Annotated in this window: 14 protein-coding genes; 10 read left to right on the top strand and 4 right to left on the bottom strand. The window is 44.9% G+C overall.

All coding sequences use genetic code 11. The features are described 5' to 3' along the window. The first annotated feature begins 39 nt into the window (after positions 1 to 39). The 4 genes from ACG3M1_RS08740 to ACG3M1_RS08755 are packed head-to-tail and all read left to right on the top strand — an operon-like array spanning position 40 to position 4,265. On the top strand, positions 40 to 1,506 hold the full coding sequence (locus ACG3M1_RS08740; protein WP_257360883.1) for an SNF2 helicase-associated domain-containing protein: 1,467 nt from the start codon (positions 40 to 42) through the stop codon (positions 1,504 to 1,506). Between the two features lie 10 nt (positions 1,507 to 1,516). Then, positions 1,517 to 2,650, top strand: coding sequence for a DEAD/DEAH box helicase (locus ACG3M1_RS08745; RefSeq protein ID WP_009587842.1), 1,134 nt, complete (start codon positions 1,517 to 1,519; stop codon positions 2,648 to 2,650). A 4-nt stretch (positions 2,651 to 2,654) separates the two neighbouring features. Further along, positions 2,655 to 3,377 carry an SWIM zinc finger family protein gene (locus ACG3M1_RS08750; RefSeq protein ID WP_008818947.1) on the top strand — a complete coding sequence of 241 codons (723 nt, stop codon included), beginning with the start codon at positions 2,655 to 2,657 and terminating at the stop codon, positions 3,375 to 3,377. A 9-nt stretch (positions 3,378 to 3,386) separates the two neighbouring features. After that, on the top strand, positions 3,387 to 4,265 hold the full coding sequence (locus ACG3M1_RS08755) for a DUF4261 domain-containing protein (RefSeq protein WP_257360884.1): 879 nt from the start codon (positions 3,387 to 3,389) through the stop codon (positions 4,263 to 4,265). A gap of 521 nt (positions 4,266 to 4,786) precedes the next feature. Here ACG3M1_RS08755 and ACG3M1_RS08760 read toward each other — a convergent pair. The 4 genes from ACG3M1_RS08760 to ACG3M1_RS08775 are packed head-to-tail and all read right to left on the bottom strand — an operon-like array spanning position 4,787 to position 7,809. After that, positions 4,787 to 5,542 (bottom strand): ABC transporter permease, encoded by a 756-nt coding sequence (locus ACG3M1_RS08760; protein WP_009269400.1) that lies wholly within the window; start codon positions 5,540 to 5,542, stop codon positions 4,787 to 4,789. Next, the gene (locus ACG3M1_RS08765; protein WP_021421141.1) at positions 5,539 to 6,486 is read right to left on the bottom strand and encodes an ABC transporter ATP-binding protein; all 948 of its coding nucleotides are present in this window, start codon (positions 6,484 to 6,486) and stop codon (positions 5,539 to 5,541) included. The genes ACG3M1_RS08760 and ACG3M1_RS08765 overlap by 4 nt, the downstream gene beginning before the upstream one ends. Next, positions 6,483 to 6,941, bottom strand: coding sequence for a GyrI-like domain-containing protein (locus tag ACG3M1_RS08770; RefSeq protein WP_008818942.1), 459 nt, complete (start codon positions 6,939 to 6,941; stop codon positions 6,483 to 6,485). The genes ACG3M1_RS08765 and ACG3M1_RS08770 overlap by 4 nt, the downstream gene beginning before the upstream one ends. Beyond that, on the bottom strand, positions 6,931 to 7,809 hold the full coding sequence (locus ACG3M1_RS08775; RefSeq protein ID WP_395815183.1) for an AraC family transcriptional regulator: 879 nt from the start codon (positions 7,807 to 7,809) through the stop codon (positions 6,931 to 6,933). Before ACG3M1_RS08775 ends, ACG3M1_RS08770 begins: the two co-directional genes overlap by 11 nt. 224 nt (positions 7,810 to 8,033) lie before the next feature. Here ACG3M1_RS08775 and ACG3M1_RS08780 point away from each other — a divergent pair, with 224 nt between their 5' ends. From ACG3M1_RS08780 to rsgA, 6 genes are all read left to right on the top strand, one after another. Next, on the top strand, positions 8,034 to 9,431 hold the full coding sequence (locus tag ACG3M1_RS08780) for a TldD/PmbA family protein (RefSeq protein ID WP_009269398.1): 1,398 nt from the start codon (positions 8,034 to 8,036) through the stop codon (positions 9,429 to 9,431). Continuing rightward, on the top strand, positions 9,424 to 10,755 hold the full coding sequence (locus ACG3M1_RS08785; RefSeq protein WP_009269397.1) for a TldD/PmbA family protein: 1,332 nt from the start codon (positions 9,424 to 9,426) through the stop codon (positions 10,753 to 10,755). The genes ACG3M1_RS08780 and ACG3M1_RS08785 overlap by 8 nt, the downstream gene beginning before the upstream one ends. Before the next feature lie 2,151 nt (positions 10,756 to 12,906). Continuing rightward, entirely contained in the window at positions 12,907 to 13,962 is a 1,056-nt protein-coding gene (rlmN, locus tag ACG3M1_RS08790; protein WP_002608449.1) for a 23S rRNA (adenine(2503)-C(2))-methyltransferase RlmN, read from the top strand. Beyond that, complete coding sequence (locus tag ACG3M1_RS08795; RefSeq protein WP_008818935.1) at positions 13,959 to 14,708, top strand: Stp1/IreP family PP2C-type Ser/Thr phosphatase; 750 nt, start codon at positions 13,959 to 13,961, stop codon at positions 14,706 to 14,708. The genes rlmN and ACG3M1_RS08795 overlap by 4 nt, the downstream gene beginning before the upstream one ends. After that, a complete protein-coding gene (gene pknB / locus ACG3M1_RS08800) occupies positions 14,701 to 16,434 on the top strand; it encodes a Stk1 family PASTA domain-containing Ser/Thr kinase (RefSeq protein WP_008818934.1) in 1,734 nt (577 codons plus the stop codon). Before ACG3M1_RS08795 ends, pknB begins: the two co-directional genes overlap by 8 nt. After that, entirely contained in the window at positions 16,431 to 17,300 is an 870-nt protein-coding gene (rsgA, locus tag ACG3M1_RS08805; RefSeq protein WP_008818933.1) for a ribosome small subunit-dependent GTPase A, read from the top strand. Before pknB ends, rsgA begins: the two co-directional genes overlap by 4 nt. Positions 17,301 to 17,304: the final 4 nt, after the last annotated feature.

The raw sequence follows: 17,304 nt of genomic DNA on the forward strand, positions 1-17,304 counted from the left end.
AAAATACGATATACTGTACATAACAAATGGAGGGATTTTATGGTAAAGGAAGAGGTAAGAAATCTGTCGTTTCTGTTTACGGAAACAGGGTTTGTGTTGGATACCGTTGATAGAGAGCAGCAAGATTCTAAATGGTTTCAACGATTTCAGGAGGATAAATACAGTGCCTTGTATGATTTCGGCTTTCAGGAACGCATTCATCAACTGCATGCTTCCACCGGTTTCCTGCATCGTACAGCAGAATTGTATATCCATGTTTTAACATCCCTAAGCGAGCTGGAAATCGCCAGAGAGCAGGTGCAAATCACATTGCCAGTTGACATATGGGAACAATTGCAGAAGGAGCTGCCTTTTGCTATTGGCAGTGAGTTCATTACCTATAAATGGGTACAGAATATCTTTGTTCACCTGCACGAGGTATTTTGCAGGGAAATCAGCAGGTATGAGGGAAGTGCAAAGCTGTATCTTGCTGAGAAAAATCAGAATCTAAAGGTGGCAGAGCGTATTTTCTTTCATTTGGTTGAGAGCAAGGATGAGGAATATCCATTTGCCTTTCTTGCAACCTATGCGACGAAGGATCAGGAAGGCAGGATCCGGCACATGCCGCTTCGTTACGCTTTGGAAGAATTCAAGCAGGAGCGTGACCGTCTGCTGACTCTGTTATCCTGTCTGAACAAGGCTGCAAAGACATGTGACTTACTGGATTCCTTTATTGCGCATGGAGAGCTGTTTCATCCTTTGCGCCTGCAGACACAGGAGGCCTATGAAATCCTGAAGCATACAGAAGAAATTGAAGCCTGTGGAATCTTATGCAGAATCCCGAACTGGTGGCGGAAAAAATATGCCAGTGTTTCTGTAACCATGAAGATGGGGGAGAAAAAGCCTTCCCTGCTCGGTTTTGATTCTCTATTGTCAATACAACCGGAATTCAGTGTGGACGGTGTTGCTTTAACCAAGGAAGATATCGAACAGCTGCTTCTGCAAAGTGAGGGTCTTGCCTTTTTAAAGGGGAAATGGGTTGAGGTCAACCATAAAAAGCTGCAGGCTCTTTTAAAGCAGATGGAAAATTCAGAAAATGAAAGTATTACGTTAATGGAAGCTTTAAGAACCAATCTAAAAGAAAAAGAGCAAGCAGAGGATGATATAAGCATATGCAATGGGGAATGGCTCCAGTCTTTTCTCCAAAGTCTTCACAAGCCTGCTGAACATCAGAGCGATCATGTGCCTGCGACACTTCAGGCAGTGCTTCGCCCTTATCAAAAGGCAGGCTACAGCTGGCTGCGGCAGATGCAGCAGGTTCATTTCGGAGCCTGTCTTGCAGATGACATGGGGCTTGGTAAAACGCTTCAGGTATTGAGCTTTCTGGAGGAGCTGCGTCTGGAGAAGCCGGATAGCAAAGTTCTACTCATTGTCCCTGCTTCTTTGCTGGGGAACTGGAGCAGTGAGGGTAAGCATTTCCTTTACACCAAAGATGGATTTTCATATATTGCATGGCAAAACAAGTGATAAGCTCAGTATGGATTATGCAGACTTGCGTGTGTTCCTTACCATCACAACCTATGGAATGGCCGCAAAGCTGAGCTGCCTGAAGGATGAGGAATGGGACTGTATCATTCTGGATGAGGCGCAGGCAATCAAAAATCCACTGACCAAGCAGACCAGGGCACTCAAAGAGCTTAAGGGTGCGATGCGAATTGCCATGACCGGTACACCGATTGAAAATGATTTGTCAAATTTATGGTCCTTGTTTGACTTTCTGAATAAGGGACTGCTGGGCACAGCCACGGAATTTAAAGCCTTTGTAAAACGTCTGGAGGAACATCCGGAAGGATATCAGAAACTGAAGGCAATGATTGCTCCGTTTATGCTTCGGCGTTTGAAAACGGATAAAACCATTATATCGGATCCGCCTGAAAAGCTGGAATCCGATGAGTATGTCACACTCAGCAAACAACAGGTTGTCTTATATCGGAAGCTGATTGCCGATATGGAAGAGAAAATCAAAGAGTCTGAAGGAATGGAACGCCGTGGCCTAGTGCTGTCCACCATCACAAAGCTGAAGCAGATATGCAATCATCCGGATCAGTATCTTGGAGAGGAATCGTACCGGATAAAGGATAGCGGAAAGCTGGAAATGCTGAAAGAAATCTGTGAAACGATATATGAAAAAAGAGAACGGGTTCTGGTATTTACACAATATAAAGAAATCATTCCGTACCTGCATGCTACTCTGGCCAAAATTTTCCATCAGGAGGGCTATATTCTGCACGGCGGTACACCGGTGAAAAAACGTTCAGAGATTGTTGCCGCATTTCAACAGGAAGCCTATGTTCCCTATATCGTTCTTTCCTTAAAAGCAGCTGGAACCGGATTGAATCTGACAGCCGCAAATCATGTGATTCATTTTGACCGCTGGTGGAATCCGGCTGTTGAGAATCAGGCAACGGACAGGGCATTTCGCATCGGTCAGAAAAAGAATGTAATTGTACATAAGCTGATCAGTAAGGGAACGGTGGAAGAAAAAATTGACGAACTGATAAAATCCAAGGTGGAGCTTTCACAGCAGGTAATCGGAGATGGTAAAGAAACATGGATTACGGAGATGAACAATGAGGAACTGATGAATCTTCTTCGTCTGGATGCGAGGTGAGCATATGAGCAGATATTGGAAAACAGCAGAATATTCTCAGCTATCGGCAGAGGAGCTGCGATATAAGGCTGAAGAAAGTATGAGGAAAGCAGAAAGTAAGGGCCGCAGCATGGAGCCGGTCACGATAGAAGGAAGGGCAATCACCGTCAGCTGGTGGGGAAAGGCATGGTGTGAGAATCTTGAAAAATATGCAGATTTCGCATCACGGCTGGAGCGTGGAAAGCGATATGTGCGTACGGGAACTGTGATTGATCTACAGATTCGCGCGGGAAGAATTCAAGCTCGGGTTCAGGGACGGCGGAAGGCACCGTACAAGGTGGAAATTCACATATCACCATTAAAGGAAGAAGACTGCCAGCGCATAATGCAGGCTTGTGCCAATCAGATTGAAAATCTGGAAGCACTGCTCAGCGGTGAATTCCCACAGAGTCTGCAGGAGCTGTTTACCGGTGAAAGCGGCCTCTTCCCAAGTCCAAGAGAAATCAGCTTTCAATGCAGCTGCCCTGACTGGGCGATTATGTGCAAGCATGTTGCGGCAGTATTGTATGGAGTAGGAAACCGTCTGGATGAAAATCCGTTTTTGTTTTTTACACTGCGTGGAATTGATTTAGCTAAATTTATCGACATTGCGATTGGGAATAAAGTGGAAATGATGCTGGAGCATGCAAATGAAAAAAGTGCACGTATTATGGATAATGCGGCAATTCACGATGTATTTGGATTATAAGGAGACGTTATGGAAAAAAGAAAAAGTGTGTCCATGGATGCGTTCATGGGGAAGTATGCGGGTGTATATTACATAAAGCTGCTGCTGAAGGAGCCGGTTGAAAGTCGTGCTCTTGCAATCAGGGAGCGACTGCTAAAGAGGTTTAACGAGGTAGATGATGTTATAGAGCAGGAGGGTATGTATTCCTATGCACTCTGTAATCATAAAGTAACCTATAAGGATGATGTGAAGGTGCCATCGCAGCTGTTTATAACGCAGATGATTGCGTTTGATAAAACGACGATACCGGAACTGGTTTTGCAACAATGCTGGAGCTGTGAAAATGTTGAGGAGCTGCTCAAAGACTGTCAATATGAAATCATGTTTTCCGATTTTATGGCAAGTGGGCTTCCTGTGCGGGAGCGTTGTGAAATACTTGCAGCATTTGCGGATATTATGATGGAGGTTTATCCGGAGGCAGTGGCGATGTACTGGCCGCATGCAGGAAAGATTGTACCAAGAGCTGACTGGTTAAACAGCAGCTGGAGCAATCCTGCGCTGCATTTTCTTGATGGCGGTGTCAATGTGCGATTGTTCAATATTGCGGAGAGTTCGGAAAAGATTGTGGATACGACCGGTTTGACAGCGATAGGATTGTGTGATTTGCAGTGTCACTTTCATGATTTGGATATAGATTTTATCATTCGCTATATGTTTAATTTTACATCTTATCTCTATGCACAGGGAGAAGATATTATCAAAGACGGAGATACTATGGATGGTAGGAATGCACAGGAGCGATGGCGTTGTCAGTACGAGGATGCATTAGTTTCTCCAAGTCGGGTGGTTATTGATGTGAATCCCGGTGAATTTGGTGCTGGAAAGCGTGTTGAGCAAATGGAAGCATAAACGAGGCAGCAAAAGATTATGTGAGATTCAGCTGCTATGGTAATTGTTAGTAAGTCATGCTATTCTAATCCTATGGATCTAATTTTATTATGGATGAATGCTGTTTTTGGCCTTTGGTCTAGCCTCTCCTGAGGCTAGTGGATCTAAATGAAAAATTAAAAGGCTTATATGACAAAGAATATATCGTCTAGCCTCTCCTGAGACTAGCGTATCTAAATTCTGGCAGCTCCTTTTTCAATTGTATCTGACAAATGTCTAGCCTCTCCTCGAGGATTATATATCTAAATTTATGTATGATAATTTGAAGATAAAAGGAATGATTGAGCTAGACTTCTCTTGAGGCTATCAAACAAAATCGCCTATAAATAAGAAAAGACGAGTATATACCGCTCGTCTTTTTACAATTGTTAAAGGTTATTCCTGGGTTTAAAAAATAGCACAACATTGCTTCCGGTATTACATGATTCCTGATGACATAGAGATACGGAACATGCATACATAAGTAATCACACTATCCTCAGCTACAAATTTGTCTTTTTTTCCAGCTGCCGGCACGCCCATAAAAAGCTGAGGCTTCCCATAAGGATAAACAGCAGCAAAACAGCTGTCAGATTCCCTGTGTCTATTCTGCCATATAGAATCAGAGAACGCAATGCCTGGATCATATGGGTAAACGGATTGAGATTGATTGCAGTATGTAAGAAACCGGTAATACCTGTCATGGGAAACAGTGCATTGCTGAGAAAAAACACCGGAAGTACAATCGCGTTCATAACAGTTTCGTATATCACCTCATTCGGAAGGAGCATGCTGATTCCATAAGACAGCCCTGCCATAAAAAATGAGGTCAGAAAAATCAGTGAAATAAAGATGAGATATCCAGAGAGTGGCAGGGAAAATCTGACAGAAAACAGAAGACTGAGAGCTATCATAATTCCTACCTCCAGAAAGGTACACAATACGGCTTCAAAAAGCTGTGCAAGCACAATGGAGCTGCGTGTGAGCGGAGCAATCAGTATCCGATCGAAGCTGCCATCCGATTTCATCAGATAATTCATAATTCCACTGCTGCTGCAGGTCGAGAAGCTGATTAGGACAATCAGTCCCGGAAGCATGAACGCCGTATAATTTTCGATGCCGGAATGCTGCATCGTTGAAGAAGCGATTGCACTATAAAGTATCAGCCACAGAATCGGCTGCAAAGCTGTCATAACAATGGTGAATTTGTTGTGGAATCTCCATTTTATATTCCTGTATAAAAGGGTAAAAACACTCATACACATTCCTTCCTTTCACTCTGTGTCAGTCTCAGATACACATCCTCCAATGTCGGCTGCGCGATTTCTATTCCCTGAAATGCCGCATGCCTTTTCAATAATACTGCCGCTGCTGCTTCTATATCGCTTTGCGGGGTCTGCGTATAAATCAGAAGCTTTTCAGCACGTAGAAGGATTTCCTTTGACATCTGCTCCTTTAGGATGCCACAGCCTTTTCTTGCCTCTGCTTCAGAGGAAAAGGTGATTTCTATCGAATTCTGCCGCAGTAAAGAGCGCAGCTGTGCGGGGGATCCCTGTGTTACTTCCTTGCCATCCTTCATAATGCAGACGGTATTGCTGAGCTGATCAGCTTCCTCCAGATAATGTGTCGTAAGAAAAATCGTGACACCAAAATCATCTCTGATTTTTCTCATCATTCCCCACATCGCAATACGGGACTGTACATCCATTCCCACCGTAGGCTCATCCAGAAACAGAATTTTCGGATTCGTCATCATATTCAGGGCAATATCCAGACGCCGTTTCACACCGCCGGAATAAGAGGATACTGGATAACGCCGATACGGCTTCAGACCGAAATCAACAATGAGCGTTTCCATCCGTTTTTCGGCATCCCTTTTGGGGATTCTGTACAAACGGCTTTGAAGCAGCATATTTTCTTCCAGAGATAAATACGTATCAATGGAGGTTTGCTGGGCAACGCAGGCAATTTGCGAGCGCAGAGAGGCTGCATCCCTACACAAATCCTTCTCCAGCATTGTTATTCTACCGGATGTCGGCTGCAAATAGGTTGTCAGTATTCTGAGCAGTGTGGATTTACCGGCACCGTTTTGTCCAAGCAAAGAGAAAATCTCTCCCTGTTCAACGCAAAGAGATATACCATTCAGTGCCTGTACGCCGTTTTTATACTGCTTGACTACCTGCTTTACCTGTATGGCGCTCATGCTTCCTCCAGAATCGGAAATTGTATTTCCGTGATATATTTTTTCGGATTTCCCTTGAACAGCATTCCCGGCCCCTTGATGAAAACCTCCCGAAAGGGTGCAGAAATCTTTAGGCTGTGTTTGACCGCATACTGATCAATTGCGGCATAGGCAAGCGGCAGTGTCGCATAGGAGCCGATATGGGTAACACATACCGCTTTGATGCGGGGCATTTGCTTTACTTCAATATCCTGAGTGCATGGCACTTCATCCGTTGGAACACAGAGCTCCAGTGCTCCCTGCTTTGTTTCCGGATTCATAGACAGATAGTTGAAAAACGGTGCCCCGTTTGTTTTCCCGTGTATTGATTGAAACACCTTGGGAAATACCCGGTTTGCTTTTGTGACATCTCCTTCATAACTCATGTATGCCACACAAAGCGGCTCAATCTCTCGTATTTCGATTTTATATTCCATGTTTCTTCTCCTCTTCTTTCTGAATGGCAATCCATACATTGCATTGGTTGTCGTATGGTGCCTGCGTCTGCACAGGATATGCTTCGATATCGGGAAGCCGTGCATATTCATAACCGGAAAACAGCAGCCATTCGGAATAAAACCGGCGGAAAATATCCTGTACATTTTCCTTGAAATTCCCCTTGTTTTCAAACACAGCCCAGGTCGCGGCAGGAATGCGCAGCTCATGAAACCGGGATGGAATCTTTTTGCTTGTGGCAACTGCTATATAGTAGAAAATGTGATCGGGATCCTCATATACGCTGATGCCGAAGATTGCATTCGTACCGGTATCGGATAGCTGACAGAGCTCTGTGTATTGCGGACTTTGCATTGTTTCCTTCCAGAAATGGGGGACAATTTTATGATTCTCCTCCATCTCCTCGCATAGGCGTATCCGGATGCCCGCAAAGCGCAGCTCCCTTTTCTCTGCTATATGATAGGCCATAGGACTTCCTCCTGTGATATTGACAGAAAACTGTATCGGCGGATATGCATGCAGTGTTTTGCCGATATTTTTTGCGGCTGTCGGAGGGATACCGTGAACCTTTTGAAAGGCTCTGTTAAATGCGGTTGGTGAGGTATAGCCATACTTGAGGGCAACATCCAGCACCCTGGCATCACAGCGCTGCAAATCGAAGGCAGCCTGCGACATTCTTCGTCTTCGGATATAATCTGACAGCGATATGCCGGCGACATAGGAAAACATTCTTTGAAAATAATAGGGTGAGCAGCATGCGATACGGGCTGCCTCCTCGTACGATATCTCTGCATCAAGATTTTGCTCTATGTATGCGATGGCATCACTAAGCTTTCTTAACCATTCCATTTCTTTAACTCCCTTGCGTATAGGATATTCCAATACGTTTTTTTAATCCTCGCTTTTCCTGCGCTCTTTTGTAAACTATACGCTATATAAAAATTGTGTGCAAGTATCCCTAATTTTCATACCAGGAATACCGTAAGTGCATGGAAAGGCATATATGCAGGCTCTTTTGTTTGCAATCTCTCTTTGAGATGGCGTATAATGATGAACAGATGAGAGGTGACGTTATGTTAGAGAAAAACATATTGGAAGATGTACTGGAAATCGCCTGCAGTACGACGGGTGATTTTGCAGAAATTTTTGAAGAAGTCAATTACAGTACCAGAATATCCATGCTGAATGACGAGGTTGAAAGCACCAACAGTGGTATTCGCTGCGGGCTGGGTCTGCGGATTTATCATGGACTGGAATCCGTGTACGGCTATACCAATGATACAGATGAAAAAAATCTGAAGGAATTTGCGAAAAAGCTGGCGGACAGTCTGGGGGAACAGGGAAAGCATATTCCTGTGCAATTAAAGGAAATAACGTATGAAAATGCTCATATCATACGGCGCATACCGCGCGAAACTGCGCTAAAGGATAAAGTGGCGCTCATGAGGCGTGCTAGCGAAGCTGCACAGTCCTATGATGCGCATATAACGAAGGCGATTGTGAATTATCAGGATGATGAGCAGCATGTCGCAATATCCAATTCGGAAGGAAAATATATTCGTGATGTCCGGATTCGGACTAGAATGGCGGTATCTGCCGTTGCACAGGATGGAGCATTGCGGGAAACCGGAAGCTGTTCTCCCGGAGGCAGTGAAGGAATGGAGTTTTATGATACACACAAACCGGAGGATATTGGAAAAGAGGCGGCGCGCATTGCGATGACGATGCTGTATGCACAGCCGTGTCCTAGCGGTGTTATGCCGGTTATTATCGACAACGGCTTTGGCGGTGTCATCTTCCATGAGGCCTGCGGACACTCTCTGGAGGCACGCGGAGTTGCGAAAAATCAATCCAATTTTGCAGGAAAGCTGGGACAGAGAATTGCGAGTGAATGTGTAACGGCTGTGGATGACGGTACGATTCCCAATGCCTGGGGAAGTACAAATATCGATGATGAGGGAAATTTCACACGACGCACGGTACTGATTGAAAAGGGAATACTGAAGAGCTATCTGGTGGATACATTGAATGGGCGCCGGTTGAACATGCCTTCCACGGCATCCAGCAGACGGCAGTCCTATAAATATGAAACAACGTCCCGAATGACCAATACCTTCCTGTTGAACGGTACGGATCAGCTGGAGGATATGATAAAGGAAACCTCGTATGGACTATATGCAAAGACAATGGCTGGTGGCAGTGTGCAGGCAACCGGTGATTTCAATTTCGCTGTCAGAGAAGCATATTTGATCGAGGACGGAAAGATAACAACACCTGTCAAGGGCGCAACACTGATTGGAAACGGCTCGGATACATTGCTGAAAATTGACCGAGTCGCAGGTAATCTTGCGCGTGCACAGGGAATGTGCGGATCCAGCAGCGGAAGCATACCTACAGATGTCGGTCAGCCGGCAATACGAGTTAGTGAAATGACGGTTGGTGGCAGTAAGGGAGGCAAGGAACATGCATAAGCAACGTTGGCTTGACGCGGCAAAGGCTGCGGGTATCGAACAGTTGGAAATCTATGAACAGAAAAGCAGATCCACATCCATACGGCTGTTTGAAGGAAGTGTGGACGGCTACACCATCAGTGAGTGTAACGGATTTGCGATTCGTGGTATATATAAAGGAAATATGGGTATCTGTTTTCTGGAACAGGATGATGATGCCTTACTGGAGGACACGCTCTGCAGGATAAAGGAAAATGCGGAGGTGATTACAAGCAGGGATGAAGTGGAAATTTATGCGGGTGATTCTGCGTATCCCCAGCTGCAGCTGCGCAGCTGTACATGGAATGCACATCCGGATGCAGAAAAGATCGAAATGCTGAAGACGGTGGAGCAGTATATAAAGGAATCGGATGCCAGAATCGCTCAGGTTATGAATACCAGCTATGGCGAAGTCGATGTGGAAATTGCCATTGATAATACATTGGGTGTTCATCTGCATGATGCACAGCATGCGGCGTATATCAGTACAGCAGTTATGGCGAAGGATCAAGAGGATACAAAGATTGCAGGTGACTGGCAGTATCTGTATGATGATGTTTGCTTCGACGCGAAAAAATTTGCAGCAGGTGTGAGCCGTAAGGTGCTGGATAAGCTGTCTGCTGAAAGTGTGCAGAGTGCACAGTATCCGGTTCTGATTGAAAATGAGGCAATGGCAGATTTGCTGGCGGCCTTTAGCGGTATGTTTGACGGAGAAAATGCTTACAAAGGTATTTCATTATTGAATGACAGTATTGAGAAACAGATTTTCAGTGATAAAATTACAATTGTGGATGATCCGTTGTTGAAGAACGGCTATAACTCGAGAAGCTTTGATGATGAGGGGGTTGCCTGCAGGAATAAGATACTGGTTGATAAAGGCGTTTTAAAGACCTATCTGCACAATCTGAAATCCGCAAAGCTTATGAATTGTGAAACGACGGGCAATGGATTTAAGGCGGGATATGCATCCAATGTCGGTATAGCTCCAAGCAATCTGTTTATTGAAAATGGAAGTACATCTATGGATGAAATGATTGCATCGATGGAGGAAGGAATCATTGTTACGGAAATAACAGGTCTGCATGCCGGACTGAATGCCATGACAGGTGAATTTTCACTGCAATCTCAGGGCTGGTATGTGAAGGACGGAAAAAAGGTCAAGCCGGTCAATCTGATCACGATCGCTGGTAATTTTCTGGAGGCAATGAAGCAGGTGGAGATGCTGGGGAATGATGGAAAGCTGAATGCTGGATCTATTGGTTCACCGAGTATTTTGTTTACATCGTTTTCTGTCAGTGGTTTATAATGTGATACAGGCATTGTATGGCTGGTGTAACAGCTGCGTAAAAGTCTGCGTAAAAGCATGAATTTTACATTGAAAATGGCATGAAAATATTCTATAATATAGGTGCCAAATCCAAAGACCGAAAGGTCAAAAGAAAGGGACAGAGTTACGTGGAGATACTCTGTCCCTTTTGACGCAGTAAGAGGCACCAAATCCAGGAGTAATGAAAACGGCGAGTTCACCTCCTTTCCGTAGCAAGATCATCCCAGTTAATATAAAACTGAGCTTATTTGCTTACTAATGCCGCCGCTTGTATTTCAGGACGATGTACAGGATGATTCCAAGCTCTCGCAGCACTTTTGGTATGATGCCAATCAGCGCAATGAGAATCCAGATTATGTAATTCATCCTTCCTCCTATCACCTGGTGCATGAGTAAGAATTTCTGCATACCGATGAACCTCCTACACATATACATACGAATGGAAGATGCAGAACTCCTAAAAGAAATAAAAATATTTTTATATAAAAGGATAAAAATGGTTGAAGTGGATGCAGGAATATTCTATAATAAAGATGCCAAATCCAAAGACCGAAAGGTCAAAAGAAAGGGACAGAGTTACGTGGAGATACTCTGTCCCTTTTGACGCAGTAAGAGGCACCAAATCCAGGAGTAATGAAAACGGCGAGTTCACCTCCTTTCCGTAGCAGTATCATCTCAGTTAACAGAACACTGAGATTATCTGCTTACTAATGCCGCCGTTTGTATTTCAGGACGATGTACAGGATGATTCCAAGCTCCCGCAGCACTTTCGGTGTGATACCAATCAGTGCGATGAGAAACCAGAATATGTAATCCATCCTTCCTCCTTTCACCTGGTGCATTTCTAAGGTATAGTGTATGCATACCGATGAACCTCCTACATATATACATACGAATGCAATATACAAAACTCCTAAAAGAAATAAAAATATTTTTTAAAATAATGGTTGAAGTGGATACAGGAATATTTTATAATAAAAGTGCCAAATCCAAAGACCGAAAGGTCGCAAGAAAGGGACAGAGTTACGAGCAAGATACTCTGTCCCTTTTGAAGTAGTAAGAGGCACCAAATCCAGGAGTAATGAAAAGCGGCGAGTTCACCTCCTTTCCGTAGCAGTATCATCCCAGTTAATCCAACACTGAGATTATCTGTTTACTAATGCCGCCGTTTGTATTTCAGGACGATGTACAGGATGATCCCAAGCTCCCGCAGCACTTTCGGTGTGATACCAATCAGTGCGATGAGAAACCAGAATATGTAATCCATCCTTCCTCCTTTCACCTGGTGCATTTCTAAGGTATAGTGTATGCATACCGATGAACCTCCTACATATATACATACGAATGCAATATACAAAACTCCTAAAAGAAATAAAAATATTTTTTAAAATAATGGTTGAAGTGGATGCAGGAATATTTTATAATAAAAGTGCCAAATCCAAAGGTCGAAAGGCCAAAAGAAAGGGACAGAGTTACGTTGTGGTTACTCTGTCCCTTTTGACGCAGTAAGAGGCACCAAATCCAGGAGTAATGAAAACGGCGAGTTCACCTCCTTTCCGTAGCAGTATCATCTCAGTTAATCCAACACTGAGATTATCTGCTTACTAATGCCGCCGTTTGTATTTCAGGACGATGTACAGGATGATCCCAAGCTCCCGCAGCACTTTCGGTGTGATACCAATCAGTGCGACGAGAAACCAGAATATGTAATCCATCCTTCCTCCTTTCACCTGGCGCATTCCTAAGGTATTGTATATGCATACCGATGAACCTCCTACACATATACATACGAATGCGATATGTAAAACTCCTAAAGGAAATAAATTTTTTTTGTAAAATTTGATAAACTGTATCTCATAGAAAGAAGTGTCTTATGTTTCTTTCTAGTTTTGTGTGTTTGCGAAAAGACAGATTCAAATTCTATTGATAAGTACAATCGTGTTGCATTCTTCAGATTTTGAATTTAACCACAATTGGGTAAGCCCCTATACACGCTATTCATTTTCTTCTTTCTGCCTTCCATGTGGATTTCATTCCGATAATATCGTAAGTTTCTGAAAACTTTATTAAGAAATGGAAACTCCTTGGTCCCTGCAAGGATTCTATGGTAAAATAGGATACGGTGATAAAATGAAAAGTTTATATGATTTTACATACGATCAGATGGGCGATATGGCTCTGGAGCAGGGCTGGAAAAAATTTCGTGCACATCAGATCTTTCAATGGCTGTATCGCAAACGTGCAGTCAGCATAGATGACATGAGTGATCTTTCCAAGGATACCAGAGAGACCCTGAAGCAGCAGTTTTCTCTCACGCCGCTAAAGCTGCGTGATAAGCAGGTGGCAAGCGATGGGACGACGAAATATCTGTTTGCTTTGGAGGACGGCTCCCTGATTGAAAGTGTGCTGATGCAGTTTGATTATGGTAAGAGTATCTGTGTTACCTCACAGGTAGGCTGCAATATGGCCTGTGCCTTTTGTGCCAGTGGTCTGACAAAAAAGAAACGCAACCTGACAAGTGGAGAAATGGTGGCCCAGGTGCTGTATGTGCAGCGTGATCTGGATAAGCAGGAGGATCGGCTGAGTCATATTGTGGTAATGGGAACGGGGGAACCGTTTGACAATTACGAGCATGTGATGAATTTCCTTTCTACTGTCAATCATGATCGCGGACTGGGAATCGGTGCGCGTCATATTACGATATCCACCTGCGGTGTCGTTCCGAAAATTTATGAATTTGCCAAGGAGCACACACAATACAATCTGGCAATCTCTCTGCATGCGCCAAACAATGAACTCCGCGATCGTCTGATGCCGGTCAACCGTGCCTATCCACTGGAGGAACTGATGGAGGCAATCCAGTATTATGCACGGGAGAACAATCGCCGTCTGACGTTTGAATATATTCTTCTGCGCGGGGTCAATGACCAGAAGGAGCATGTGGCACAGCTGGCAAAGCTGTTAAAGGGTCTGAATGCCTATGTGAATCTGATTCCCTACAACGCTGTGGATGAAAACGGCTTTCAGGGAGTGGATCATGCCCATGCCATGGTATTCTATGATGCACTCATGAAGCAGGGAGTGCGTTGTACGATTCGTAAGGAGCATGGTGCGGATATCGACGCGGCATGCGGACAGCTGCGTGTTAAGCATCTGAAGAAGGAACAGGAAGGGAGCCGTTCATGAGTATTCAATATTATGGAGCGAGTCATGTCGGACTTCGAAGAAGAAATAATCAGGACAGCATCTGTTTTCTGGAAAACGGAGAGCATGCTCTGTTAGCTGTAGTCTGTGACGGCATTGGCGGCGGTCTTGCAGGAGATGTTGCGAGTCGTATGGCTATTGAGCATATGAAGGAAAGCTTTTTGAAAATGGAAAAATGCAGCTCGGATGTTCAGGTCAAGCACTGGCTGCAGGATACCATACAGGAAGCAAATGATCTGATTTTTACGCAGTCAACACGCAATACAGAACAAAAGGGAATGGGAACCACACTAGTTGGTATTCTGAAATGTGAAACGACGACCTACATTTTCAATGTCGGAGATTCCCGTACCTATGGGCTGTATGCGGATGATTTTCTGGCATTGACAGAGGATCATTCCTATATTGCGGATATGCTGAAGCGCGGAGAATTGAGCGAAGAGGAGGCAGCGGTGCATCCGAATCGCAACATGCTGACCAATGCCCTCGGCATATGGGATTCTGTACGCATCGATATCAATAAAATTAAAAATGATTACAAGGCGCTGCTGATTTGCAGTGATGGTTTACACGGCTATGTCAGTGAAGCGATTATTCGCGAGATTCTGGAAAGTAAGCGCAGCGTGGAGGATAAGGTTCGCATGCTGATTGACAAGGCTCTTCTTGCGGGCGGCTATGACAATGTGAGTGTCATCATCGTGGAACAGGCAGGTGATCTCCATGAATAACAACAACAAAATGATTGCCGAGCGCTATATGATCGTTTCCTCATTGGGGGAAGGCGGTATGGCGGATGTCTATCTGGCAATCGATACCATACTGAACCGTGAGGTGGCGATCAAGGTGCTGCGTGGGGAGCTCAGCAAGGATCCGGTGACACTGCTGCGCTTTCAGCGGGAGGCCAATGCGGTCAGCAAGCTGAACCATCCCAATGTAGTGGATGTATACGATGTCGGAGAGTTTGAGGGACGTCACTATATCGTAATGGAATATGTACGCGGCCGTACACTGAAGCAGCTGATTTCCCAGCGTGGGGCACTACATCAGGAAGAGGCTGTAAACATCATGATTCAGCTGACCAGCGCTGTACAGCATGCCCATGAAAACGATATTATTCACCGGGATATCAAGCCTCAGAATGTTCTGGTTAAGGATGATGGTACGGTAAAGATTACCGATTTCGGAATTGCGCTGGCGCACGATACGGTACAGCTGACGCAAAGTGATGCGGTACTGGGCAGTGCGCACTATCTGGCTCCGGAAACAACACGGGGAGAAACACCAAGCAATCAGGTGGACATCTATGCGCTTGGTATCGTGTTTTATGAGCTTTTGACCGGGAATGTTCCCTTCCATGGAGACAACCCCGTCCAGATTGCAATGAAGCATCTGCGTGAGGAGATACCAAGTGTTCGTGATTTCAATCCGACACTGCCGCAGTCCGTGGAGAACATCATCATCAAGGCAACCGTGAAAAACCGCAAGCTGCGCTATCAGAGTGCGAAGGATATGCTGTATGACCTGCACCGCTGCCTGCTTCCGGAATATGCACATGTCGAAAAGCTGGTGTTTGAGGAAGAGCATCCGCAGCCGACAATGGTCATGGAGCAGCGCAAGCAGAAGCAGACTAAGAAAACTGAGGTGCGCAAAAAGCATGTGGAGCCGATTGAAGAGGATGAAGAGGATGATTCCGGTAATCGGAAAATCACAACAATCATCATTGCTATGATTGTCGGGCTGTGTGTGATCGGTGTTGCGGCCTTTGTACTGATGAGCGGAATTTTTGATAAAGAAAAGATGATTAAGGTCCCGGAGCTGTCCACATCACAGACGCAGCAGGAGGCAATTCAGACGCTGACCTCCAGCGGGTTTAAAAAGGATAATATTACGATTAAGCAGGAGCTGAGTGATGATGTGGAAAAAGGTCATGTCATCCGTGTATCACCGGATACCGGAGAGGAAATTGGTGAAAAATCCAAGCTGACGCTGACTGTTTCCAGAGGAACCTGGTTTGTGGTAAAGGATTACCGCCATCGTTTACCGGAGGAAGTGGAAAAGGAACTGAATGAACAGAATCCAAACATCAAGCTGGAAATCAGCTATGAGCAAAGGGCGAATACGTGGCCCGGATATATAGCGGAACAAAGCGGCTTGGAAATCGGAGAAAAGCTGGATCCGGATAAAGAATATACATTAAAAATAACTGTCAGTCAGCTGATGAGCTGGAAGATAGAGGGCGTTGTAGGAAAAACGGCAGAAGAGGCCATTGCTTTAATTAAAGAAAAGACGGGAATACTTCCGGTATCGGATGAGCGTTCCTATGATGACCTGAGTGAAGAGGAACAAAAGACCATTAAAAAAGGAGTCGTTACAGATGTGGATCCCGCAGAGGGAACGGAATATGTCCAGCAGATGGAGAATCCGAATGTTATAACGATAAGGTTTTACAAATGACAGAAACAGGAAGAATTATCAAGATCGTATCCAGCCGCTATGAGGTGCTGGCAGCCAATCAGGAGCGGGTGCTGTGTGTTGCCATGGGAAAGCTGCGTAAGGCGCACTCTCCGGTTGTCGGCGATCTGGTGGAATTTGAACGCTTTGCGGATCAAAACGGTATTCAGAAAATTCTGCCCCGTAAAAATGCCCTCGTCCGCCCATCCATTGCCAACGTGGATCAGGCGATCATCGTCATGTCCTGCAAGGATCCGGATTTTTCAACAACCCTGATTGACCGCTTGATTTTCAGTGTATGCTATGCGGGAATCCGTCCTGTTTTATGCATCACCAAGCTGGATCTCATCGCTGAAAATGATGCAATCCATGAGGAAATCCAGCATTATATCGACAGCGGTTATGAGGTGTATCAGAGTGGGAAAGGCTATGCAAGTGAGGATCTGATACAGGCCTTGAAGGGAAATATCAGTGTGCTGACAGGGCAGAGCGGCGCAGGTAAAAGCTCCCTGTTAAACCGGATTGACCCTACCTTTCATCTTCAAACACAGGAAATCAGCAAGGCTTTGGGTAGAGGAAAGCATACAACACGGCATTGTGAGCTGCATGAGATTGCCGGCGGCTGGGTGGCGGATACCCCCGGTTTTTCCTCACTGGATTTTACTGCGATGAATATCACGCAGCTGGCCGAATGCATACCTGATTTTCAAAATGTTCAGGATGCATGCAGATTCCGCGATTGTATTCATGTCAATGAACCGGATTGTGCCATACGTGCTGCTGTTGAGGATGGGACGATACGCAGGGAACGCTATGCGCATTATCTGGAAATTGTGGATATGATACAAAAAGCAAAGCCGCGGTATTGAAACA

Origin of the sequence: Clostridium sp. 10cd*, assembly GCF_044336395.1 — a bacterium.
GTDB lineage: Bacteria > Bacillota_I > Bacilli_A > Erysipelotrichales > Erysipelotrichaceae > Clostridium_AQ > Clostridium_AQ innocuum.